At 46.3% G+C, this 24,277-nt stretch carries 16 protein-coding genes; 8 read left to right on the top strand and 8 right to left on the bottom strand.

Annotation, left to right across the window (positions count from 1 at the left end):
• Positions 1-180 precede the first annotated feature (180 nt).
• The 3 genes from AC1HCU_RS07480 (at position 181) to AC1HCU_RS07470 (ending at position 6,477) form a co-directional block, all read left to right on the top strand.
• Positions 181-3,648 (top strand): SusC/RagA family TonB-linked outer membrane protein, encoded by a 3,468-nt coding sequence (locus AC1HCU_RS07480; protein ID WP_286860977.1) that lies wholly within the window; start codon positions 181-183, stop codon positions 3,646-3,648.
• A gap of 120 nt (positions 3,649-3,768) precedes the next feature.
• Positions 3,769-5,403, top strand: a complete 1,635-nt coding sequence (locus tag AC1HCU_RS07475) for a RagB/SusD family nutrient uptake outer membrane protein (RefSeq protein WP_286860975.1) — start codon at positions 3,769-3,771, stop codon at positions 5,401-5,403.
• 453 nt (positions 5,404-5,856) lie between these two features.
• Positions 5,857-6,477, top strand: coding sequence for a DUF6266 family protein (locus AC1HCU_RS07470; protein WP_286860972.1), 621 nt, complete (start codon positions 5,857-5,859; stop codon positions 6,475-6,477).
• Between the two features lie 2 nt (positions 6,478-6,479).
• Here AC1HCU_RS07470 and AC1HCU_RS07465 read toward each other — a convergent pair whose 3' ends face one another.
• The 3 genes from AC1HCU_RS07465 to AC1HCU_RS07455 all read right to left on the bottom strand — a co-directional run bounded on the left by AC1HCU_RS07465 (position 6,480) and on the right by AC1HCU_RS07455 (position 8,815).
• Complete coding sequence (locus AC1HCU_RS07465; protein ID WP_480370947.1) at positions 6,480-7,673, bottom strand: porin family protein; 1,194 nt, start codon at positions 7,671-7,673, stop codon at positions 6,480-6,482.
• Positions 7,660-8,217, bottom strand: coding sequence for an RNA polymerase sigma factor (locus AC1HCU_RS07460; protein WP_286860966.1), 558 nt, complete (start codon positions 8,215-8,217; stop codon positions 7,660-7,662). Before AC1HCU_RS07460 ends, AC1HCU_RS07465 begins: the two co-directional genes overlap by 14 nt.
• Before the next feature lie 70 nt (positions 8,218-8,287).
• Positions 8,288-8,815, bottom strand: coding sequence for a hypothetical protein (locus AC1HCU_RS07455; protein WP_286860963.1), 528 nt, complete (start codon positions 8,813-8,815; stop codon positions 8,288-8,290).
• Between the two features lie 628 nt (positions 8,816-9,443).
• Between AC1HCU_RS07455 and AC1HCU_RS07450 the strand changes: the two genes are divergently transcribed.
• Positions 9,444-11,138: an AlbA family DNA-binding domain-containing protein gene (locus AC1HCU_RS07450; RefSeq protein WP_286860961.1), complete on the top strand. Its 1,695-nt coding sequence runs from the start codon at positions 9,444-9,446 to the stop codon at positions 11,136-11,138.
• 166 nt (positions 11,139-11,304) lie between these two features.
• On the top strand, positions 11,305-14,097 hold the full coding sequence (locus AC1HCU_RS07445; protein ID WP_480370943.1) for a glycoside hydrolase family 2 protein: 2,793 nt from the start codon (positions 11,305-11,307) through the stop codon (positions 14,095-14,097).
• A 38-nt stretch (positions 14,098-14,135) separates the two neighbouring features.
• Here AC1HCU_RS07445 and AC1HCU_RS07440 read toward each other — a convergent pair whose 3' ends face one another.
• From AC1HCU_RS07440 to AC1HCU_RS07420, 5 genes are all read right to left on the bottom strand, one after another.
• A complete protein-coding gene (locus AC1HCU_RS07440; protein ID WP_286860956.1) occupies positions 14,136-16,706 on the bottom strand; it encodes an ATP-dependent Clp protease ATP-binding subunit in 2,571 nt (856 codons plus the stop codon).
• A gap of 293 nt (positions 16,707-16,999) precedes the next feature.
• Positions 17,000-18,010 (bottom strand): FecCD family ABC transporter permease, encoded by a 1,011-nt coding sequence (locus tag AC1HCU_RS07435; protein ID WP_286860955.1) that lies wholly within the window; start codon positions 18,008-18,010, stop codon positions 17,000-17,002.
• Positions 18,000-19,178 (bottom strand): ABC transporter substrate-binding protein, encoded by a 1,179-nt coding sequence (locus AC1HCU_RS07430; protein ID WP_286860953.1) that lies wholly within the window; start codon positions 19,176-19,178, stop codon positions 18,000-18,002. Before AC1HCU_RS07430 ends, AC1HCU_RS07435 begins: the two co-directional genes overlap by 11 nt.
• The gene (locus AC1HCU_RS07425) at positions 19,159-20,400 is read right to left on the bottom strand and encodes an AI-2E family transporter (RefSeq protein ID WP_480370939.1); all 1,242 of its coding nucleotides are present in this window, start codon (positions 20,398-20,400) and stop codon (positions 19,159-19,161) included. Before AC1HCU_RS07425 ends, AC1HCU_RS07430 begins: the two co-directional genes overlap by 20 nt.
• Positions 20,333-20,569: a putative signal transducing protein gene (locus tag AC1HCU_RS07420; protein ID WP_286860948.1), complete on the bottom strand. Its 237-nt coding sequence runs from the start codon at positions 20,567-20,569 to the stop codon at positions 20,333-20,335. Before AC1HCU_RS07420 ends, AC1HCU_RS07425 begins: the two co-directional genes overlap by 68 nt.
• A 125-nt stretch (positions 20,570-20,694) precedes the next feature.
• Here AC1HCU_RS07420 and AC1HCU_RS07415 point away from each other — a divergent pair, with 125 nt between their 5' ends.
• The 3 genes from AC1HCU_RS07415 to AC1HCU_RS07405 all read left to right on the top strand — a co-directional run bounded on the left by AC1HCU_RS07415 (position 20,695) and on the right by AC1HCU_RS07405 (position 24,266).
• Positions 20,695-21,450: an SDR family oxidoreductase gene (locus AC1HCU_RS07415; RefSeq protein WP_286860945.1), complete on the top strand. Its 756-nt coding sequence runs from the start codon at positions 20,695-20,697 to the stop codon at positions 21,448-21,450.
• 49 nt (positions 21,451-21,499) lie between these two features.
• Positions 21,500-23,890, top strand: coding sequence for a S9 family peptidase (locus tag AC1HCU_RS07410; protein ID WP_480370935.1), 2,391 nt, complete (start codon positions 21,500-21,502; stop codon positions 23,888-23,890).
• A 103-nt stretch (positions 23,891-23,993) separates the two neighbouring features.
• Complete coding sequence (locus AC1HCU_RS07405; RefSeq protein ID WP_286860941.1) at positions 23,994-24,266, top strand: co-chaperone GroES; 273 nt, start codon at positions 23,994-23,996, stop codon at positions 24,264-24,266.
• Positions 24,267-24,277: the final 11 nt, after the last annotated feature.

The following is a 24,277-nucleotide window of genomic DNA, read 5'->3' as shown; positions in this document are numbered from 1 at the left end:
ACAAATTATTCACCGTTAAAACAGATGCCTATGGTAAAAAAAATCGTGTGCTAAAAAGCCGGGACGCTGTGTCCGCAGTTTCCCGGCTATAGATTTGTTTTCAATGCATTAAATAATCCTTTTTGTCGCGCCGACATGGAGGAATGTTCATTCTTTAATTTATTAAAAACATACAAATTTATGAATAAATCAACAGATACCAAGAGACATTGGGAAAAAATACCGTTGCTCCTGATGTTTATTTCCATCCTGTCAATGACCGGAAATTTCCAAAGTTTTGCCGGTAGCGAAGTCCGGCTTGAAATGTTGTCGGTGAAATTAAGCCAGGCAACGTTCGACGAGATTGTTTCCGTAATTGAAAACCGGTCAGAATTTGTTTTCTTTTACAAAAGCAGCGATGTCGATCGTTCTATCCTTTATGATGTGGAATTTGAAAACAAAACCATTCACGAGATACTGGATCAGCTTACCAAAAGCTCCTCGCTTACCTATCGAATATCGGGGAAGTACATTTTTATAGACCGGAAAGCTGAGATCAAAGGAGAAAAGGCTGCGGGAGGAAAAGTGACCATTCCGCAGCAGCAGAAACGTGAAATTACCGGTATTGTACTCGATGAACAGCGACTCCCCGTTATCGGGGCCAATATCATAGAAAACGGGACAACAAACGGAACCGTGACCGATGTTGATGGAAACTTCCGGCTGCAGGTTGATGAGGGTGCTGTCATCACCATCTCCTACATCGGCTATATCGACCAGCAGATCAATACGGCTGGTACCAGCAATTTTAATATTATATTGCTGGAAGATACCCAAACATTGGATGAACTGGTGGTGGTAGGGTATGGTACCATGCGCAAATCGGATGTGACCGGATCCATTTCCACGGCCAAGGGGAGCGATGTCGTCAAAAATCAATCGTTCAATGCCCTCGAAGGATTGAAAGGTAAAGCTGCGGGTGTGAACATCTTCTCCAATACCGGACAACCGGGTGGCGAGCTGCGTGTGATCATTCGGGGTATTTCCACTATCAATGCATCGGCAAGTCCGCTCTATGTGGTAGATGGTGTGGTGATGTCGAATTTCCAGTTTTTGAATCCCAATGATATTGAATCAATCGAAGTCCTTAAAGATGCTTCTTCTGCTGCTATTTATGGTGCCAGGGGCGCAAATGGTGTAATTCTGGTCACCACCAAAAGAGGTGGAAACACCGGCAATCGTGCCCGCGTCTCTTACGATGGTTCGATTTCCTTGAGCAGCATGTCGCGGTACATGGATGTGATGGACTCCAACGAGTGGATGGCAACCTTCAAGCAGGGATTGGAGAATGCCAATGCATGGCAGAACAGAAACTTTACCACCGATCTCTCCGAAATTTTTACCGATGAACGGCTATTCAATGCCGACGGAACACCCATATACAACACCAACTGGCAAAAAGAAGCCTCCCGTACCGCGTTCTCGCACAATCATCAGCTCAGCATCCAAAGGGGCGACGCTGATCATTCCGTAGGTGCCTTCCTCAACTATACCGATCAACAGGGTATCCTGCATAACACCTACTTCAAGCGCCTGAATGCCAAGCTGGCCTATGACGACAAACCCGCCTCCTGGTTGTCCACAGGTGTGAACCTTCTTGTCAATCATTCCTGGGGTAACAGGACTTCCGACAATCCGTACGGACAGGGAGCCCTGCGTACCATGGTGGAACTGCTGCCCTTTCTTCCCGTGATGCTCGATGGCGTCTATGCGCAAACAAATAGCTTCAGCACCAGCGCCATCTACCGCGACAAGGACAATCCCAATCCGTCGGCCATGCAGGGATTCAGTCCCGAAGGAGTGGGGAACCCCGTGGAGCTGCTCAAGAGAATGCAGGCAAATCAATACAGAACACAGATCTTCGGAAATGCGGCCCTCACGTTCCATCTGGCAGAGGGACTCGATCTTAAAACGCAGTTTGGTATCGACTACCACAACAACCGGAATGCCAGCTATACCCCTTTCACACCGCGCCCGCTCATCAACCAGAGCTCTACCGGAAGGGCGGAAGGGAACAACTCAAACACGCTCTATTGGCAGGAGGAAACCTATCTGACCTATAACAAGCTGTTTGGACCCCATTCTGTCAATGCCATGGGAGGTATATCCTGGCAGGAAAGGAGTTATACCTATTTCAATGCCGTAGGTTCCAACTTCTCGGATGATTTCTACGGTTACTATAACCTGGGCAAAGGATCAGACCGACCCTCGGTGGGCAACGACCATGACAAGTGGACCATGAACTCCTACTTCGCACGTGTAGCTTATTCCTACGACAACAAGTACATGACTACCGTCACAAGTCGTTGGGATGGCTCATCGAAATTCGGAGCCAACAACAAATATTCCTGGTTTCCCTCTATCGGCCTTGGATGGATGGTGTCGAACGAAGACTTCCTGATAGATCATCCGGTGATCAGCAGGCTGAAACCTCACACCTCCTTCGGTGTGACCGGTAACTCCGAGATAGGAACCTATGCTTCACTGGCTACCATCGGGCAGTCCACTACCATCATCGGTGACGCCCTGCAAACAGTCTCTTATACACAGCGTATGCCCAATCCCGACTTGCGATGGGAAAAAACCAACCAGTGGGATGTGGGGGTCGACCTGGGTTTGTTCAACAACAAACTGAACGTGGAGGCTTCTTACTACTATAAGTACACGACCGATCTGTTGCTGAGTCGTCCCATCCCAAGAACAACCGGTTTTTCATCCATCACCAGCAACATTGGAGAGGTATCCAACAAGGGTTTCGATCTGTTAATTAATGCTTATCCGGTCGATGTGAACGGTTTTCAATGGAATACCGCGTTGAACCTGAGTTTCAATAAGAACAAGGTGGAAAAACTGGATGAAAGTTCCTCGGTGGATCCGGTGACCGGTAAACGACAGATTCTGCTCGATGGCTTCGTAGGGTATGACATGCTGATTCGTGAAGGTGAGGAACTCTCCTCCTTCTATGGTTACAAACGTGCCGGTATTTACGATGGCGTTGCTGCCAACTGGGATACTGAAACAATGAATGTACCCTCGACCATCGGTGAAAAAGTGACGTACAAACAGCGGGAGATACTCGGAAACGGACTTCCCGACTGGATGGGTTCGTTTATCAACACATTTAATTACAAAGGATTCGACCTTACCCTCGATCTGCAGTTTTCATGGGGTGCCGACATCATGCAGGAGTTCTTTCACTCCACCGAGGGTCGTTTCCTGACCAGTGGCATCGATCGTCTCTGGCAGGAGGCATGGCATCCCACACTCAATCCTACCGGTACAGCACAAGCCATCAGGCTGGCAAATTTCGGAATGGGTAACAATGCCAATGCCGATGACACCTGGGTGGCCGATGGCTCTTATTTGCGTGGAAACCTCATTCAGCTTGGATATACCTTCAGCAGCGAGTCACTCCGGAGGGTGGGACTCTCTGCGCTGCGACTGTACGGAAACGTGAACAACGCTTTTCTGATCACTTCTTCCGATTATTTGGGCTTTGACCCTGAAAACTCGTCACGTTTGGGAGACAACAAATGGGGAACGAACCGTCAGTTCTTTACCTATCCCCGTCCCAGGACATTCACGGTGGGTGTTAACGTAACGTTTTAAATGATAGTCAGCAAATAAATAAATTGAATCATATGAAACGAGCATGATAATCATTATCACACATGATCATGACTAAAGCGAGTTCCATATGACACCATTGAAAATAAATATTTTAGTCATATGAAATTACATACAATGTACAAATCCATTTTTTTCCTGATTGGCTTATCGCTGGCAATGGGTTCATGCGAGAGCTTTCTGGATGAGAATCCACAGGACGAAAAAACCACCGGCCAGTTCTGGAAAACCGAGTCGGATGCCATTACAGGGGTCAATGCCCTTTATTTCGGAGGTGTACCCTACCTGCACAATATCGATGTGGATGGTGGCTGGACGCCCAAAGCTACCATGTGGGGAGGGGTCATGTCGGGACTCTTCGTGGATAAACGCAAAGACAGAACCTTTACCAATGCTTCGGAGGGTGCCAATTTCAATATCGAATCTTTTGATGCCACGTCGCAGAAGATGTGGACCGAGTTTTATATCGGTATCTCCCGTGCGAATTTCGTGATCGAAAACATCCCGACAATGACGGATGTGCTTTCAGAATCGCAGATTGCCAATTTCGTCGCACAAGGGAAATTCTTCCGGGCCTATGCCTATTTCTATCTGGTTAAGGAATATGGTGGGGTTCCCTATATCGACAAGCCCTACACTTCACTTGAGGGAATCTATGTGGAACGCACGCCCGCCGAACAGGTATACGAGCGCATTGAAGCGGATTTGCTTGATATCATCGGAGGCAATGCATTGCCCAACGTGGCCTTCTACGACAACGAGGGTTACGTGACAAGGCCCATGGCACAAACCTTGTTGGCCCAAGTCTACCTGCAATGGGCCGGAGCACCTGTTAACGGAGGCAGTGAATATTATTCCAAGGCTGCCGCAATGGCTCAGAGCGTGATCAACGGCGGGCAACATGCCCTTGTGCAGCCCAATGGCAGCAGTGCCGATCTCAATTCAGCTTACAATATCATCAAGACAACCAAGTCGTCCAACGAAATCATCTTCGCAAAAGAGTATGACCAGACCAATTTCAATGTGGGCAACTCCTACGCGGTACGTTCCATCGGCACCGATGCCTTCCAGTGGAAGAATGCCAACGATGAAAGCGTCTTCAAACCGGGAGGAGACGTGTTGTACAATGCCTATCTTCCTTCCGATCTGCTGATCAATAGTTATCATCCTTCCGACGTGCGAAGCATGGAGAAGCAATTCTTCTTCAGCGAATACACCGATGCCACGGGAGTATCCCACACGTTGAACAACCTGGGCAACTGGGCATGGTTCGATGCGGGCTCGCTGATCAATGGCCGGAACGGAGATTATAACATGCCCATCTTCCGTTATGCGGAGGTATTGCTGATTGCAGCCGAGGGGCTTGCACGCACAGGCAATGAAGCCGATGCCAGGGGCTATCTCAACCAGGTACGTCGTCGTGCCGGCCTGGCCAACGAAACAGCCTCGGGCAATGCACTGGTACAATCGATCCTCACCGAACGCTTCCACGAGTTCCCGCTGGAGTTCAAGATCTGGGATGATATCCGCCGTACCCGCTTGTATCCTGAAGCCGATGGCATGCAGTCGGGCAGGCTGAAATGGACTCCCCTTGCATCGGCGGTGATTCAGAATAAACCCGACGGTACCACAAGGGTAGGGGCCATACCGGAATATGCCCTGTTATGGCCTATTCCGCTGAGTGAGATGCAAGCCAACACCGCGCTCGAAGGACAACAGAATCCGGGATGGAACTAACATCCTGAGATTAAATTTGGCGTAGTCTCCAAATCTTAAATTGTTTTATTTGTCCGGGTCCGATGTTTTTTACATCCGCCCGGACAAATTTTTTATATATAAAATAAACCCGGTGATGCAGGTACCTTCGTTGAGTAAAATCTGTATTTTCTTCGGAACTCCCTCGGAACTTCTTCGGATATTGTCCAAATATATCCGGAGATATTCCAGGTTTGTTACGGGTAAACTTAGGGTCAGATAAATACAATATCTGGCAATTCATAAGACATGGTCATACCCTGTGACGTGTATCGACACAACCACCCTTCAGACGGTAAATGAAGAAAAGCATGCCAATATTTGTTTTTTTGGAATAAGATTGTTTGCTTTTGTGCCTGTATATAAATGAATATCAGCGAATAAACTGGTTTGACGATTAAATAAAATTACGATGGCGACAATGAAAAACGGTTTGTGGGGAGGCTTCTCCGGCAAAATAGGCAACGTGGTGGGTGTTTCACGGGATGGTGCCTTTTATTTGCGAAGCCTTCCGGTTCAGGTAAAAAATCCGAGTCGAAGAAGCAGATTGCGCAGCGCAGTAGATTTTCAGTAACCCAATCATTTTTGCAGACATGTACACCTTTTCTCAGGATTGGTTTTCAATCCGATGCCAGGGCAATGAGGAGTGCTTTCAATGCAGCCATGTCATACAATATACGGCAAGCCATAAAAGGTGAAGCTTCCGATTTTGAAATTGATTATCCGAATGTGCTTGTTTCAAAAGGGCCGCTCCCCACATCCGCCATCCTGCAAACATCCATCTCTGAGGGGTCGTTGCATGTGCAGTGGGATGCTACCTGCGAAGGGAAGGCAACACTGCACGATCAGGTCATGATCCTCGCGTGTAATCTGGAGAAAAAGAGTGTCGTGTATGATCTGTATACAGGCAAAAGAGGCAGCTTGGCGTCACAGTTGCAGCTACCATCACAATGGCAGGGCGATACTGTAGAGGTGTATATCGCATTCATGTCGGCCAATGATTTTAACCTGGTGTCGTACAGCCAGTATGCCGGGAGGCATAGGGTGGGAGTGTAAAATCAAAAGGACACTTTGAAATTCACGCCCCCCGTAGTTATTCGTACTGCTTCATCGCCCATTCCAGAAAGTGGGATTTTCAGGTAGGGTTCTACATGTAACGAAACGCCCCGGGTGATTTTCTGTTCCATGCCCACAGCAAGATTCAAACGACCGAATGGGTGAAGATTACGGAAAGGCGATACAGACTCATTCGAAGTGTCCTCCATCGTAACCACCTCATATTCAATAAACTCTTTTCCATCGTTCTCTCTGACATGTTCAGTCACTTCCTGCCACCGTTCGGTGTTTTTATATTTTTCGCTCAGGTACACGAGAGAAGAGACTCCGCCAGTTACATAATAGTTTCGTTTGGGATGATTGGTAAACTTCCAGCCGATATTCAGTGGAATGTCGATGCCCACCATATCACCTGTGAGGGTCTTATCGATACCCATGAATTCCTGGTTAGGGTGGTTACTCGAAAATTGCTGATGCTCCGCAAGTAGACCGGTCGACACGAAGAGTGCACGTGTTAACTTGATATCTGCGGTGATGCCGCCTGAGAAAGCAAACGCCGAGTTTGAAGTGGCCGAGTTGACCGCGGGGGATAGATTTAATCCGATTCTTATCCTGTCGCCAGAGTCGGTCAATCTTTTTCCTCGCGCAGTTTGCCGGTCTTCGTTCTTACGCTCTCTTCTTTCATTCCACACTCTTAAGATGTCTTTTTCCTCGGCTTTATCTACCTCTGTCTCTTCCTTCCCTTTTCCATCCAGCTGTTGATCGATTGGGCCCGCTAATTGATCATTCTTTCTTTTTCCCGGAGAAGCCGCGGCATCGATAAGAATGGTTTCTTCTGTAGCTTGAACCAAATCGGTTCTTTTACTTAGTGCCTTCGTAAGCTCAGAATCTTTTCCCGGAACATGCAGATCAACCAAAGGGATGTCCGCACGGGTTGTGCCGGGAGATGTGTGTGATTCGATACCGACAGGAGAAACAGTCGCCTCCCTGTCCGGTTGAAGTGCATGGAGGGTGATAAGCAAAGCCAACAAACAGGCAGCCGCCCCGACGCCGTATTTTAGGTAAACCCTTCGCCGTTTTCTTTTTCGATATTCAACAAATTCCTCCCAGGCCCCTTCGGTGTATGGCAGACTACCGTAATCCAAATACTCGCGTGCTTTTTGGATGATCAGATTATCTTTCTCAACAGTATCCATGCTTTATATCAAAATAGATAGGGAACATTTCTCGCAATCTCTTTTTTGCCCGTGCGAGGTAAACCCGAGACGAGCTTGCCGTAACATTTAACCTGTCCGCGATCTCTTCGTGGTTGAATCCTTCCGTTTCGTATAAAAGAAAAACCATTCTTTCATTCATGGGGAGAAGATGTATCACTTTTATCATCTCATCTGCGGTTAAATCGCTGATAACGTTTGTTTTATCATCGCAAACTTGTAGTGAATCAGTGATTTTAAAGAACTCCTCTTTCGTTTCTCTCCGCACTTGATCGATGGCCGTATTTACGATAATGGTTCGGAACCAGCCCCGGAAAGATTTGGAAGAATCGTATTGCGAGATGTTTGAAAAGATCTTGATGAATCCGTCATGTACCACCTCCATCGCATCTTCCCTGTTGATGCAGTAAGCCATCGCGATGCTCAAAGCATACCCAAAAAATTGCTTGTACAGCAGTTCTTCGGATTTACTGTCCTTGTGACTACATTTTCGAATAATATCAAGCAGCGCGTCTCTATCTTTCACGATATAAACCGACTTTTCAAAAACAATCATTCAACAGACCCGATCGGGATTTACTTGACGGATGCCGGATTCAATTGCTGGTTACGGGTATATCCGCATTATTGGTACTCGGGCGTTTGGAAGCGTTGGAAACAATAAAGATAGCATCGTGTAAATTGGGATCTCCCTGTCTTAGCTTAACGAAAATTTCCTCCAGGTCGACTATGAGAACCCGATGTTCCCGTTCGTCCGATTTGCTGCATTCTTCGGCGGTTCGTTTCACGAAGAGCCGGGTTTGGGGAGGATAGGATTCCATTACGATACCATCCCAGACGATCTCGAAGTTGTTTGAGGCACACCCGGTAGGATATGAAACCTCGATATGCATCTCCTTGTCGATTCGCTGCACATCCTCGATCTCGAAGGGATCGGAATATTCGGGCGACCTTTTTTTTTGGACTTCGAGATAGTAGTTGCTGTTTTTCAGAAAAACGTAATTTTCTTTTTGAAGCATGAAAGGGTTCGGATCCTTCATATCGGTATCGTTATCACACGAAACCCAGCCAAAGGAAATAACCACGGCTGAAAAAATAGTGGCAAAAAAAATCGCTCGTTTCATTTTAATCGTTTTTTATGTATTTAAATTATTCCATGTCCGGTTACCCTGATTCGTGAACAACCAGCATAATTCCGGCCTTTACTAACCTATACGAGAACATTCAATAAAACGCTACATCCCGACACAAATATACAAGGACTATTCAAAAAATTCAATTTTGTCGGGGGAACAAGGCGAACGTAGAAGACGATTCACAATCCTTTTTTTAACCCGTCGAATTTGACGGGTTTAAAAGAGAGAGTGTTAAACTGATTTGCCAAATTTATTTCACATTATTTGGAGGTTAGTGCAAGAAGCAACTGGCAAACTTTGGAACTGGTGTTGAAATCAAAAGGAATCGGTTGGTTTAACAAAAATGTTTTCGTAAATTCGTTGCTTGAATCTTTCTGGAGGATGTAATTTTTTCAAGCCTAAAGAGGACAATGTATGATAAGTAAGTCATTGTATATTCATATATCTATCCGGAAGTAATTATCATGCCAAATATTTTGCTTATGAATTGACACGAGCGGGTGGTAAAGGAGTTGATCGCCCTAGTCGTAGAATATTGGTAATCACTCCTGCTTCACTGCGTAAACAATGGAACTTTTTGATAATTTAGGGTAACAGTATGAAAATCTCATAAAAAATGGATCTAAATCACTTGCAATATCTTATCAATCAAGGTGAAGGACTTCGTATCGAGTTTAAAGAAGCGGAAGATAGCGTGCCTTCTTCATTTTATGAAACAGTTGTAAGTTTTTCCAATTCCGATGGTGGAACCATCTTTTTGGGGGTAGATGATGATGGGAAAGTAAAAGGAATTGATAGAAATGCTGAGGTTTCGTTAATGAAGAATATCATTACAGCATTAAATTCAAGAGATTGCATGGATCCTCCTGTTTATGTACAACCTTTTTGTATCAATCATCCGGATGGTAAGGTGATGGTGATTCAGATTCCTGCGAGTAGTCAGATTCACAGCCATGCAGGAACGATATACAGTAGGGATTTTGAAAGTGATCTGGACATTACTAAAAATCAGCAACGACTGAGCGATTTGTATTTGAGAAAACGCAACTTTTTTACCGAATCCACTATCTATCCTCATTTATCAATGGCGGATCTGGATGATACACTTTTTGAAAAAGCATTTACACTCATTCGAAATAACAAATCAGATCACCCCTGGCTCATGGTTGACAAGGAGCAATTACTCAAAGAAGCCACCCTTTGGAGGAAAGATTTCCAAACCGGACAGGAGGGATTAACCTTAGCTGCAGCTTTGATTTTTGGAAAAGATGAAACCATTCAAAGTCTACTCCCTGCATACAAAGTGGAAGGAATGCTCAGAAAAGAAAATAAAGACCGTTACGATGACCGGATTAACCCTCCACTTCGTACCAATTTAATTGATACCTATCTTGAATTGAAAGCTTTTATCAACAAACAACTGCCCGAAAAATTCTTTATGGAAGGCGATCAACGGGTGGACTTAAGGGATAAAATTTTCAGAGAAGTCATTGGCAATGCCATTGTGCACCGTGAATATACCAGTGCCTTGTCTACAGAGTTGATAATTACAGCATCGGAAGTAGTTATTACCAATCCGAATAAACCCTATTTTCACGGAGTAATAGACCCATTGGGTTTTAATCCCTATCCTAAGAACCCAAATATCCGTAAATTCTTTACGGCTTTTGGATGGACTGACGAAATTGGATCGGGAGTTAGAAATACCAATAAATATCTGCCGCTTTATATACCGGGGGCTCATCCTCTGTTTGTAGAAAACGATATCTTCAAAACAGTTGTTCCTTTACGATTTGTAAGCCTGGGAAATTATTCCGATAGCTTTATCTCCTGGTTAGGTATCAGCGATCACTACGCTTCCCATTTGTCCGAAGGCTTACAACAAATTGAACTGCCTGCCGAGTGTTTAGAACGAAATTGGCAACAAGTACTATTGTATTTGGTGCCCAGCTGGCACGAAAAAGGTACCCAGCTTAATGCTTTAAATTGGTCTGTAAATCAGGTGTTTGTAGAAGGTGAAATACAAAGGGTACCCAGCTGGCACGAAAAAGGTGCCCAGCTACTCAAAAAGAAAAATTGGTACCTCATTGGCATTTTAAGCTTGTGTTGCTTACCTATAGCCTTATCTGAGTTGATGGCGGCTTTTGACTATAAAAATGCCAATACTTTCCGGAATAATTATCTGAAACCACTTCGAAATGCAGGACTGATTGTTTTTACCATTCCAGATAAACCTACTGATCCTGATAACAAATACATACTAACCCAACAAGGCAAAGCTTTCCTGGGCGGACTTCTAAATAAATCCTGAAAATGAAACTATCCGATCATACCGAATACACACAACGCATAGACCATGCATTCCGGGAACATCAATCAAGCGGTAAAAAGTGTATTGCAACGCTCAGATGTTATTGCAGAAGGTGTTATTGGGGAAGTGAGTTGATTCTGCCTAAACTTTTATCTATTTTCCTGATATGAAACGAATTACTTTACTTTTTGCGAGCCTGTTGTTCCTTACTTCTTACGCACAGGAAACGGAATCGCTGTATCTCTCCGGCAGGGGAAGTGACCAGACTGTCATGTGGGATTTCTTCTGTACCGCTGGACGGAAAAGCGGGGAATGGACCAAAATCCCTGTTCCCTCCAACTGGGAGTTCGAGGGTTTTGGCCAGTTCACGTATGGACATGATCAGGAACGGCTCAATGAGACAGGAATATACCGCCATCAGTTCACGGTGCCCGAAACATGGAAAGGCAAAACAATCCACATTGTGTTTGAGGGAGCCATGACCGATACCGAGGTGAAGATCAACGGACGCAGCGCCGGAGAAATGCACCAGGGCGGGTTTTATTGTTTTGAATATGACATCACCAAATTATTGAAGTTTGGACAGAATAACCTCCTTGAAGTTACCGTACACAAATCCTCCTCGAATGAATCGGTAGAAAATGCCGAACGGAAGTCGGATTTCTGGGTCTATGGAGGGATCTACCGTCCTGTATGGTTGGAGGCGGTGCCCAGGGAACATATCGACCGGCTGGCCATCGACGCACGATCGGACGGGAATTTTATGATGGATGTCTTCCTGGAGGGTAATACTGCAAATGTGCAGGTGACTGCCCGGGTGAAGACGCTGGATGGTCGGTCATTTGGAAATCCGCTTACTGCTGACGCAAACAAAACCGGTGTTACCCGGTTGTCGGGAAAGTTTGAGAATCCCAGGTTATGGTCTTCCGAATTCCCCGAAAGATATCAGGTGGAGGTTATGCTGACCAAAAATGGGAAGAATATCCATACGGTGACCGAGAAGTTTGGTTTTCGCACGGTGGAGTTACGCCCCGGAGACGGTTTCTACGTAAACGGAACCAAAATAAAATTTAAGGGAGTCAATAGACACACACATTGGCCCACCACCGGCAGGGCCACCAATTATTCCATCAGTTTGATGGATGCGCTGCTGATCAAGAAGATGAATATGAATGCTGTCAGAATGTCGCATTATCCTCCCGACCGGCATTTTTTGGATATATGCGATTCGCTGGGACTCTATGTCATTGATGAACTTACCGGCTGGCAATCTGCATATGACACCGAAGTGGGTAAAAAGCTGGTGCGGGAGTTGATTGTCCGCGATATGAATCACCCCAGCGTGGTCATGTGGGCGAACGGCAATGAAGGGGGATTCAACTTTGATCTGCTACCTGAATATCCCCGTTTCGACATCCAGAAACGGCATGTTTTCCATCCCTGGCTCGAGGAGGAATCCACGAACACCCATCACTATCCTGCGTATGGAGTAGGAACGCATTTCCTGTTCAACGGAAATAAATTGTTCTTCCCCACGGAATTTATGCATGGTTTGTACGATGGTGGACATGGAGCGGGACTTGACGATTTTTGGAATCTGATGCAATCAAATCCCTTGAGTGTGGGCGGTTTCTTGTGGGATCTGGTAGATCAGGGCGTGGTGCGAAATGATAGAAACAACGAGATGGATACCGACGGAAATCATGCTGCAGATGGTATTGTGGGCCCCTACCGTGAAAAAGAGGGCAGCTTTTATACCATCAAGGAAATATGGTCGCCCATCTATCTGGCGGGAACAACATTCCTGCCTCCTACCTTCGACGGGACATTCAAGGTGGAGAATCGATATCATTTCACCAACCTGAATCAATGTCATTTTACGGCAAAATGGGTTCGAATCGATTTCCTCTCCGGAGCAAAAGAAGCGCTGGATGCAAGTGTTTCCGTACCCGACGTCTTACCTGGTCTCAACGGATTTATCAAGGTGGATGTGCCGGAAAATATGACCGACTATGACGCATTGTATCTGACTGCCTACGATGTGTATGGCAAAGAGATCCATACCTGGACCAGAACAATCACAACTGCCCCGGCATACGCTGTGCGATTGATTGAAAAAGAGCAGAACGTGATTTCACGGGAGGAGGGAAACGCGGTTGAGCGTGAGGAGCGGAGCGACGAGATCATATTAAACAGCAAATATGTGAGACTTGCGATCGATAAAAAGAAAGGAATGATTCGCTCCATCGAAACAAAAGGAAAAAAGCTGTCTCTGGCAAATGGCCCAAGGTTTACCAGCGGAAATATGATTTTGGATGCAGTGAGTACATTCACCGAAGATCATCTTGAGAAAGTACAACTGGTTTTTAAGGTAGACAATGACAAACGGCAGAGTAAACGGAATACCATTACGATCTCCTTGTTGGCTTCGGGATGGGTTGAAATTGATTACTCATTCGATGTGGGTGGTTACCATGATCACATGGGCATCACGTTTGATTATCCCGAGGAAAAGGTAAAAGGAATCAGATGGCTGGGAAACGGGCCCTACAGGGTTTGGAAAAACAGATTGAAGGGTGTTTCCTTTAATATCTGGGAAAAAGAGTATAATAATACGGTCACGGGTGAGTCATGGGACTATCCCGAGTTTAAAGGATTTCACGCCAATCTCTATGCGGCCGATCTGCGCACGAACGAAGGTGTGTTGCGCATTGTAGCGGCATCTGACGATCTGTTTCTCCATCTGTTCACGCCCGATAATCCCGTGAAGCGGAACAACGACAATACGCTCGGCAAGTTTCCCGACGGTCAACTATCTGTACTCAATGCAATCAGTCCGGTCGGGACAAAATTCAAGCAGGCGAAGGACCTCGGACCGCAGAGCCAGCAGAACTTTTATCTGAGCTCCGGACATGCGGATCCCTTGAAGGGAAAAATTTACCTGAAGTATATTCCTTAAAATAGCAGCGAAAACGAAACGAAGAAAAAGTGGAATTGTTATTCCACTTTTTCTTCTACCTTCATCACGATCTGTTGTTTCTCGCTGTCGAAGTCTACCAGCACCGTATCACCCTCTTTCATGCCGGTACGGATGATGAGCTCGGCCATCTCGTCTTCAATATACTTTTGGATGGCCCGCTTAAGCGGTCGTGCACCAAACTGCACGTCGTAGCCTTTGTTGGCAATAAATTCCTTGGCTGGTTCGGTAAGCTTCACCTGGAAACCCAGGTCACCAATACGCTTATAAAGCCCTGCGAGTTCAAGGTCGATGATCTTGTAGATCGACTCCTTGCTGAGCTGGTCGAACATGACGATGTCGTCCACACGATTCAAAAACTCGGGTGCAAAAGCCTTGTTTAGCGCTTTCTGAATTACGCTGCGTGAATATTCGGCATCGCTTACATCATTGCCAGTACTGAAGCCTATACCCCTTCCGAAATCTTTCAGCTGTCTTGTACCGATATTCGAAGTCATGATCAGAATTGTATTTTTGAAGTCGATCTTTCGCCCCAGGCTATCCGTTACATGGCCCTCATCCATGATCTGGAGAAGGATGTTAAACACGTCGGGATGCGCTTTTTCCACCTCGTCGAGCAATACTACAGAATAGGGGCGACGCCGCACCTTCTCGGTAAGCTGTCCTCCCTCTTCGTATCCCACATATCCGGGAGGTGCCCCCACCAGTCGTGACACGTTGAACTTCTCCATATACTCACTCATGTCGATACGGATGAGGTTTTCCGACGAATCGAACAAAAATTCGGCCAGCTTCTTGGCAAGGTGTGTTTTCCCTACACCTGTAGGTCCCAGGAACATGAAGTTGCCGATGGGTTTGTTGGGATCCTTCAGTCCCACGCGGTTACGCTGGATGGCTTTTACAATCTTGCTGATTGCTTCATCCTGACCTATCACCTTGCTTTTCAATACTTCGCGCATCTCCAGGAGCCGTTGACCTTCGGCCTGTGCAATACGTTGTACCGGCACACCCGAAATCATGGCCACCACTTCGGCTATCTTCTCTTCGTCTACTATTTCCGGTTTCTCCCTGATCTCTTTTTGCCAGCGTTCTTCCTCTGCTTCAAGTGCCAGTAAAAGTTGCCGTTGCTTATCGCGGTAGCTGGCTGCCAATTCATATTTTTGCGCCTTTACAGCATCTGTTTTCTGTTTTTCCACCTCCTTCAGTTCTGCCTCCAGATGCTCAATGGTTTCCGGAATCACAATGTTGGAGATGTGTACTCTTGCACCGGCCTCATCGAGCGCATCGATGGCCTTGTCGGGAAACGTGCGGTCCGACACGTAGCGGTCGGTCAGCTTCACACAGGCCTGTAAAGCCTCGTCGGTGTAGCGCACGTTGTGGTGATCCTCATAACGCTCTTTGATGTTACGCAAAATCTGCAGTGTCTCCTCCGGTGTGGTGGGGTCTACGATCACCTTCTGGAAGCGGCGTTCCAGGGCACCGTCTTTTTCGATATTCTTCCGGTATTCATCGAGCGTGGTGGCACCGATACACTGTATCTCGCCGCGCGCCAGCGCCGGCTTCAGCATATTGGCCGCATCAAGTGATCCGGCAGCACCGCCCGCACCCACAATGGTGTGGATCTCGTCGATGAAGAGAATGATGTTCGGGTTTTTGGACAGTTCGTTCAGGATGGCTTTGATGCGCTCCTCAAACTGGCCACGATACTTTGTCCCGGCAACAATTGATGCCATATCAAGTGCGATGACTCTTTTGTCGAACAGCGCCCGCGATACCTTTTTTTGGGTAATGCGCAGGGCAAGCCCGTCCACGATTGCTGATTTACCTACGCCAGGATCACCAATAAGGACGGGATTGTTCTTCTTGCGGCGACTGAGGATCTGTGCAATACGTTCGATCTCTTTTTCACGTCCCACCACCGGATCGAGCCTGTTTTCCAGTGCAGCACGGGTGATGTCAGTCCCAAAATTGTCAAGTACGGGTGTATCCGAGCCGCTCCCCTTTGTCTGGGAGGAGGTGCCCTGGCCGCCTCCAGGATTGAACGATGATTTGTCGCTCAATTCATCATCGTCGTCATCGGTGAAGTTCGCTCCTGCGGAAGGCGATTGTGTGGCACTATTGTCTTCGCTGTCCTGTATTCTCCCTTCCGAACGGTTGTCGATGATACTTTTAATGTAGAGAAAAGCGCTCGCATAATCGAGCTGGAACTGAGTGAGAATATCGTTAATGAGGGTACTCTTTTCTTTTAGCAGCGCAAGCAGAATATGTTCTGAGTCTGTCTCCGGGCTCTTTGTGAGGCGTGCTTCGAGAATACTCATCTTTAATGCTTTTTCCGTATTTTTATTGATCACCAGTTCGTTTGTCCCGTCATAGGGCTCCTGAATGGAGCGCACGTGGGAGTCGATGTAATCCTTCAAAACTTGCAAATCGATATCAAAATCCTGCAACACTTGAATGGCCAGACCATCACCGTCGCGAAGAATACCAAGCATGAGATGTTCCGGTCCGATGTAGTTGTTCTGGAGTCGCCCTGCTTCTTCACGGCTATATGCCATTATGTCTCTTATTCGTTGAGAAAAATTATTTTCCATTGTTTTATTCCTTTAAATTTTGACTACTCCCCCAACACATCGTCAGATAAAACTGATTCCCTACCACAACAGCGCAACTCGAACAAGCTGAACCCGTATTATATTGTTAAGCGAAAAAGTTCCTTACTTTTCCCGGAATGATTGAATACAAATATAAAGCATTTAATTTTAATCATCCATGAATGAGGAAACGTAATCGGCAAAAAAATATACAAAAACAGTGCCAATCTGTTTTACGATGAAACAGATATATTATATGACAAATGTAAAGTTGTTTTTGTTTAAATCAGGAGTTATAATTTTTTTCTCTTTAGTACAATCCATACAATCATGGGGGCACCGAAAACTGCGGTGACGGCATTGACGGGTAACGTCCTGCCGGTTAAAGGGATTTGTGAAACGATATCACAGATGAGCAGAAGAATGCTTCCCATAAGCAGGGTGGCAGGAAGGACAGTTTTGTGGTTGACCGTCCCGAAAAAGGTACGTGCAAAATGAGGGATAACGACTCCTACAAATGCAATAGGACCTGTAAATGCGGTAACGGCTCCCGTGACGACCGCGGCGATGGCGATGATTGATATCCGGATTCGTTTTATATTCAATCCTGTACTTGCGGCATAGTTCTCGCCAAGCAACAGGCTGTTGAGCGACTTTTGCAGAAAGAGGGAGACGAGAATACCAAAGGCAGTAAGAACCAGCAAAAATGGCATTTTGTTCCAGGTGACACCGCCAAGGCTACCGAAGGTCCATGTGACAAATACTTTCAGTGAGTCGGGGTCGGCAAAGCTCTGCAAAATGGTAACCAGGGCACTTGCCACATATCCGAAGATCATTCCGAGCACCAGAATGGTGATGGAGTCCTTTATTCTGGCCGATACCGCCAGGATCAGCACCAATACGACCGCGGCACCGGCAATGGCAGCAATGATCTGTGCCATGCTGCCCATGGCTGAGATAAAAGGGTATACGATTGTTCCGCTGAGCATGGTGAGCAATGCAACGCCCAGCCCGGCGCCGGCACTTACGCCTAGCACATCGGGACCGGCAAGGGGATTGCGAAAGAGGGTTTGCATCAGTAAGCCCGACAGGGACAGGGCGCTGCCGGCAATGGCGGCAGTGATAGCTTTTGGCAACCGGTAGTTCCGGATGATTTCATCGATGATTTCATCGCCGGAAGTCCCGAAGAGTGCCAACCACGTTTCCGCGGGAGTAATGGGAGCATTGCCGGTTAAAAGATCACCAATAAATGCCACGAACAGGAGGACAAACAGTAAAACAAATATGAAGGCTCTATTTTTCACGTGCAGGCAGTTCTTCCAACGGTTTGATGTAGGTGAATGAATAGTCGGGCAATATCTCCGGATAAGCGGCTTTCACAAGGTCAGACAGCAACAGGTCGGGATTGGCTATGGCACTTTCAAAGTAATCGTTTCCGCCGGCGGGGGTAATCCGGTTGTGGTTGTTATAAACCTGTCTTTTTTTTACTGATTGCAGCAAAAGGTACTTGGCATCCTTTTCCGCCAGCCCGGCGTAGGTGCCGGCTTCACAGCCAAACCAGTAATCAGCCTTGCCAAACCGGGTGAGAACTGATTCAATATCAAGTGCGATACTGCCGTACTCTCGGTTGTTTTTGTAAAGATAATCCAGCTGGGCATCCCGGAAAAGGATGGCATGAAAACTTTTTCCTCCCGGCACGTACCATGTGTTCTGAAAATTGTCGCCCGACATGACAGTGTGTTGTGGTGAAACGCTTTTTATTTTATTCTGCAACTCCAGATAGCGACGCTCTATTCCCGTAAAAATGGTGTCACCCATGGTTTCCTTATCGAAAAAGGCTGCGATCATCCTGATCCACTCCGCACGGGCAAGGGGAGAATTTTCCATCCACTCCAGGGAATAGATAACCGGAAAACCGGCATTGATCATTCGTTCACTGTAGTTGTCACGTTGTGCATAAGCAGAGCTGATGATGGCCTGCGGTTTCAGTGCCAGTGTCATTTCGATATTGGGATGGAAAGGATCTCCCAGATCGGCTATCTCGCCCGATTCAAGCTTGTGGAGGATACCGGGATGAAAAACCCTGAACCCGTCTGTTACACCCTTTATCACATCCTCTTCATCCAGCAAGTCAAGAAATGTAAAGTAGGAAAAGGTGTTAACCGTGAGGGAAGTCAGTGGTATCTTTAATTTTGTACCCCCTGCGGGTAGTTGCGTTGAATCGTTTCTGTAAAGGTAATATACCGCATAAGGCTTGTCTTCACTCCAAGGGTCGTGCAATATCACTCTTGTATAGTTGTTGAAGTGATCAATCTGAAAACCCTTTGCATGACGAATTATCACTGAAGAGACGGGTTTATCTTCATCCAATACCTTTTTTTTGTGATGCTGCCCCGACTGGCATGCACACATCAGAAATAAAAGTCCGCATGCAAAGGAAAGAAACGGTAAACTATTCTTTTTCTGTAGCATCGGGGGTGTCTTTTATTTTGGTTTTCAGTTTGCCCGGCTCGTAACCCGGAATTTTCACCTTGCGTGTCTTATAGCGTGTGGTAACCCTCGGTTCAGCCCTGGAACCGGGAACGTATTCATGACGATACATGTTGAAAAAAAGGATGAGGAGGGAAAGTATCAGCGGCCCGAAAATCACGCCCCAGAATCCGAACATGGGCAGGCCGATGAGTACGCCGAACACGGTAATTAGGGGATGGATATCTGCCAGTTTTTTTTGTAAAAGAAAACGGGCGACGTTATCTACCCCGCCAATAATGAAAAAACCATATGCAAGCAATCCGATGCCATTCACATAATCGGCATTCAGAAGAAGTCCAATGCCTATGGGTGCCCAGACAATGGTGGTACCTACTATAGGAATAATGGTGGAGAAAGCAGTAAGAATGGCATACAGAATTGCACTCTCCACGCCGAAAAGCAAGTATCCCATATAGGCAAAGAAACCCTGGATAATCGCTAAAAGTGGTATTCCGATAGCATTGGCCTGGATAATGAGCCGTGTCTCCTCTGCCACGATCTGTTTGTTTTCTTCCTTGAAAGGCAGTATTTCACGGATCGATTTTTCGAATTCGTCGTTACTGCAGAGCATGTAGTACAACACAAAAAGAATCACAATCACATTGATTACGAACGTATAAACGCCGCTTCCCAATACCTGCAGGATGTTTGTCCCCGCCCGGGGAATGACGGCCAGGCTTTCAGGTGTGAAAATGTTGAACCCGAGTCTCTCCTCAAGCAAGGTTATAAAATGGTTTACCTTTGCAAGTATTGCTTCAGGATCTATGGTAATACCGGAAAAAGTATCAATGACCAGAAAAGCGATTCCTGTGAGTGGGATCAGAATGAAGAAAAGTACTTCGAGTACGATGATCAGGGCACTCAACGGTTTTTTAAAGTTGAGTTTTTGGGTTAGATACTTCTGCTGTCCGTTCACGATCACGTAGAGGGTGGCCGCACCTAAAAATCCGCTCATGTAGGGGCGTGTATACTTAAAAATGATCAGTCCCAACAGGATCAGCAGTCCAATCAGGATATATTTATACTGTACATTTTTTTCTTTCTCAGGCTGTTTAATCATTTTGGTCTGCTTCGTGCAAAGTGGTGAGTTACTATCAAAGAAACTGAAAATCTTCCGGCTGGGCAAATCCACCTTCAATGAGAGCTTCTTTTGCCTGTTCATAGTCGGAGGCTCTAACCTGCATTTCTATTTCTCCGAGGCTATATGACAACCTGTTTGCTGTGAGATTTTTCATGTATGTTTCAATGCCTCTCATTTCCATGAAGGTCTGCACAATGGTTACATCCGCCGGGAAAGTGAATGTTTTAACTGTAATGAAACTTTCTTCCATAGCTTGTTGTTATTGTATGCTTTGATTTTGTAAAAATACGCTTTTTTTTAGATAAAACAGTGCATAAAGAATTATTTGACGTAAATTTGAACACTCGTTAATTCCACAACCCCTTACAATAAACTATGTCAAAACTTGCTTTAATTACAGGAGCCACATCCGGCATCGGGCATGCCACAGCTCTTCTGTTAGCTGGAAAAGGAACAGATCTGATCATTACCGGTCGTCGCGAGGAGCGATTACTTTCACTGAAAAAGGAACTGGAAAAGGAGGGTGTGCGCGTGCTCACGCTCTGTTTCGATGTGAGGGATGAGACAGAGGTGAAAGAGAAGCTTGGTAAACTGCCCGAAGAATGGAGGAAGGTCGATGTTCTCGTGAATAATGCCGGACTGGCAGCCGGACTCGGAGCGGTGCAAGATGGTGATACGGATGACTGGAACCGCATGATAGATACCAATGTGAAGGGACTGCTTTACGTCACGCGGGCAATTGCCCCGGGAATGGTGGAACGGCATTCCGGACACATTATCAATATCGGCTCCATTGCGGGAAAAGAGGTTTATCCAAACGGCAACGTGTACTGTGCAACAAAGCATGCTGTGGATGCACTTACCCAAGGGATGCGCATCGACATGCTGCCTCACAACATAAAGGTGACACAGATTTGCCCGGGGGCAGTGGAAACGGAATTCTCCCTTGTTCGCTTTCACGGAGACAAACAGCGTTCCGACAAGGTTTATGAGGGTTATGAAAACCTTGTAGCAGAAGATATTGCTGAATGTATATGGTTTGTTGTCTCACGTCCTCCCCATGTAAATATCAACGACATGGTGGTGATGCCTGTGGCCCAGGCTTCGGCAGCCATCTTCCATAAACAGTAAAATCTATTCCCGTGAATTATGAAAATCCTTTTGTTTATAGTTTTTTATAATGATCCAATTGTTAGAAGCACAGGAAAAAATAGTTTACCAGTCGCCACCGCCTGAGATACTGGAATTGGTAGAGGTAGAGAGAGCTCCCCTTGTGGAGCTGGATAGCAAAAAAGAGCAGATGTTGTTTTACTACCGTCCGGCGTTTAAATCACTTTCAGACCTGAATCAGCCGGAATTACGCCTTGCAGGGCTGCGGATTAATCCCGAAACAAATATTTCAAGTACACTGATCTATTATCACGATATCCGTTATCAGAAAGTAACGAAACGGGAGTTACGACCCATCATGGGTTTGCCGGAGCAACCGCGTATTGCCTACGTCTCCTTCTCTCCCGATGAAACAAAAATAGCGTTCACACATACAACACCGGGAGGCGTTGAATTATGGATAGCAGACCTGATAACGCTGACTGCCCGGAAACTGACCGATGCCATGCTCAATGCCAATGCCGGTGAGCCTTACATATGGTTCCCCGACAGCAGGAGCATGCTGGTCAGAATGTTGCCTGGAGATCGTAAAACACTGGCAGATATGAAAACGGCGCTCCCGGATGGGCCGGTCGTCTCAGTCAGCGACGGACAGATATCACAAAACCGCACCTATCAGGATTTGTTAAAGAATCCGCTGGAGGAGGCCAATTTTGAAACACTCATGACTTCCGAACTATACAAGGTGGAAATAAACGGAGCAAAGACGCTTTGGAAAGAAGCGGGAATGTACGTAAATGAGGTGTTTTCACCCGATGGAACCTGTCTGTTACTTACCACGCTCACACATCCCTTTTCTTACGTGGTACCCTACTACAGCTTTCCCAACGAAACCAATATATACAGTTCCGATGGCCGTTTTTTACTGAATTTCAGCAGACAACCTCTGCTTGACAAGCTGCCTGTGGGGTTTATGGCCACCTTCGAGGGAAAAAGAAGTATTCACTGGCGTGCCGATAAGCCCGCTACGCTTGCCTGGGTGGAAGCATGTGATAAAGGTGATCCTGAAGTTGATGTCCCATTCCGTGATGAACTGTTTCAACTGGATGCTCCTTTTACGGGCCGGTCTCTTTCATTGATGAAGATGAGAAATCGCTTCGCAGGGATCCGGTGGGGAGATGACCGTTATGCTGTCGTCAGTGACAGGTGGTGGAATACGCGCAACACAAGGATGTATCTGTTTGATCCTTCCCATCCTTCACGTGAACCACGGATCATTGACGACAGAAACTATCAGGATATATACAGTGATCCCGGTATATTACAAACCGAAAAAAACGAAATGGGTACCTATACCCTGAAGATTGACGGAGAAACAGCCTATCTTTTTGGTGATGGTTACAGCCCTGAAGGGCAGTTTCCGTTTATTGATGCATTCAACCTGAGAACACTCGAAAAGAAACGGATTTATCAATCCGCAACCAAAGGAAAAGTGGAAGATTTGATTTCTTTTATCGATAGCAAGGCAGGCACGCTGATTACTTGTGTTGAATCACCTACCGAATATCCAAACTATTATATCCGGAATATCAGCAAAAGAATAGCCAATATTCCCCTGACAGCCTTTGAAAATCCTTTTAAACGATTCGCGGGGGTTCACAAAGAGGTGATCAGTTATCACAGGGCCGACGGAGTGGCACTTACCGGCACTTTGTATCTTCCTGCCGGTTACGACAGGGAGAAGAAGGAGAAGCTGCCGTTGATTATGTGGGCTTATCCCACCGAATATAAGGACAAAAGCAGTGCCGGGCAGACTACTGCCAATCCCAACTCGTTTACCTATCTTTCTTATGGTAACCCCATTTATTGGGTAACGCGCGGATATGCCGTGCTTGATGATGCGGCTTTTCCTGTCGTGGGAGAAGGAAATGAACAACCCAACAATACATTTGTCACGCAGCTGGTAGACAATGCCAGGGCGGCCATCGACGCCGTGGATGCACTGGGATATATAGACAGGAGTAGGGTGGCTGTGGGCGGCCATTCCTACGGTGCTTTCATGACAGCCAATCTGCTGACCCATTCCGATCTCTTTGCTGCAGGTATTGCCCGTAGCGGAGCTTACAACCGTACGCTCACTCCTTTTGGATTTCAAAGTGAAGAACGAAATTATTGGGAAGCGCCGGAGGTCTATAACGCGATGTCTCCCTTTATGCATGCCGACAAAATGAAAACTCCGCTGCTGATCATTCACGGTGAAGCAGATAACAATTCAGGAACACATACCATGCAGAGCGAACGTTATTTTCAGGCGCTGAAAAGCTTTGGTGCAGTGGCCCGGCTTGTAATCCTGCCATTGGAAAGTCACGGCTACGCAGCCCGCGAAAATGTACTTCACCTGTTGTGGGAACAGGATCAGTGGTTGGAGAAATATGTAAAAACTGCAATTTTGTCAGAGTAACTGTCAGACTTCTTCCAGTTTTTTTTATTTGGCACAGATTTCGCTATTCAGGTTATGTCATTTAGAACATCAATATTAATTATATTAACATTAATTTAGGAATATGAACATTAAACCATTGGCAGACAGAGTGCTGGTAAAACCAGCTGCTGCAGAAGAGAAAACAGTAAGTGGAATTATCATTCCCGACACAGCAAAGGAAAAACCGCTGAAAGGCGAAGTGATTGCTGCAGGTAAAGGTACGAAAGATGAGGAAATGGTCGTGAAAGAAGGTGACAAGGTGTTGTACGGTAAATATGCCGGAACCGAAATTGAACTGGATGGCGTACAACATCTGATCATGCGTCAGTCTGACATCCTGGCGATTCTTTCCTGATCAAAAAGATA

The sequence above is a fragment of the Proteiniphilum sp. LBM24028 genome (assembly GCF_056629195.1).
Note: the sequence above shows the minus strand (reverse complement) of the source record. Positions and strands in the feature narration are given on the sequence as shown.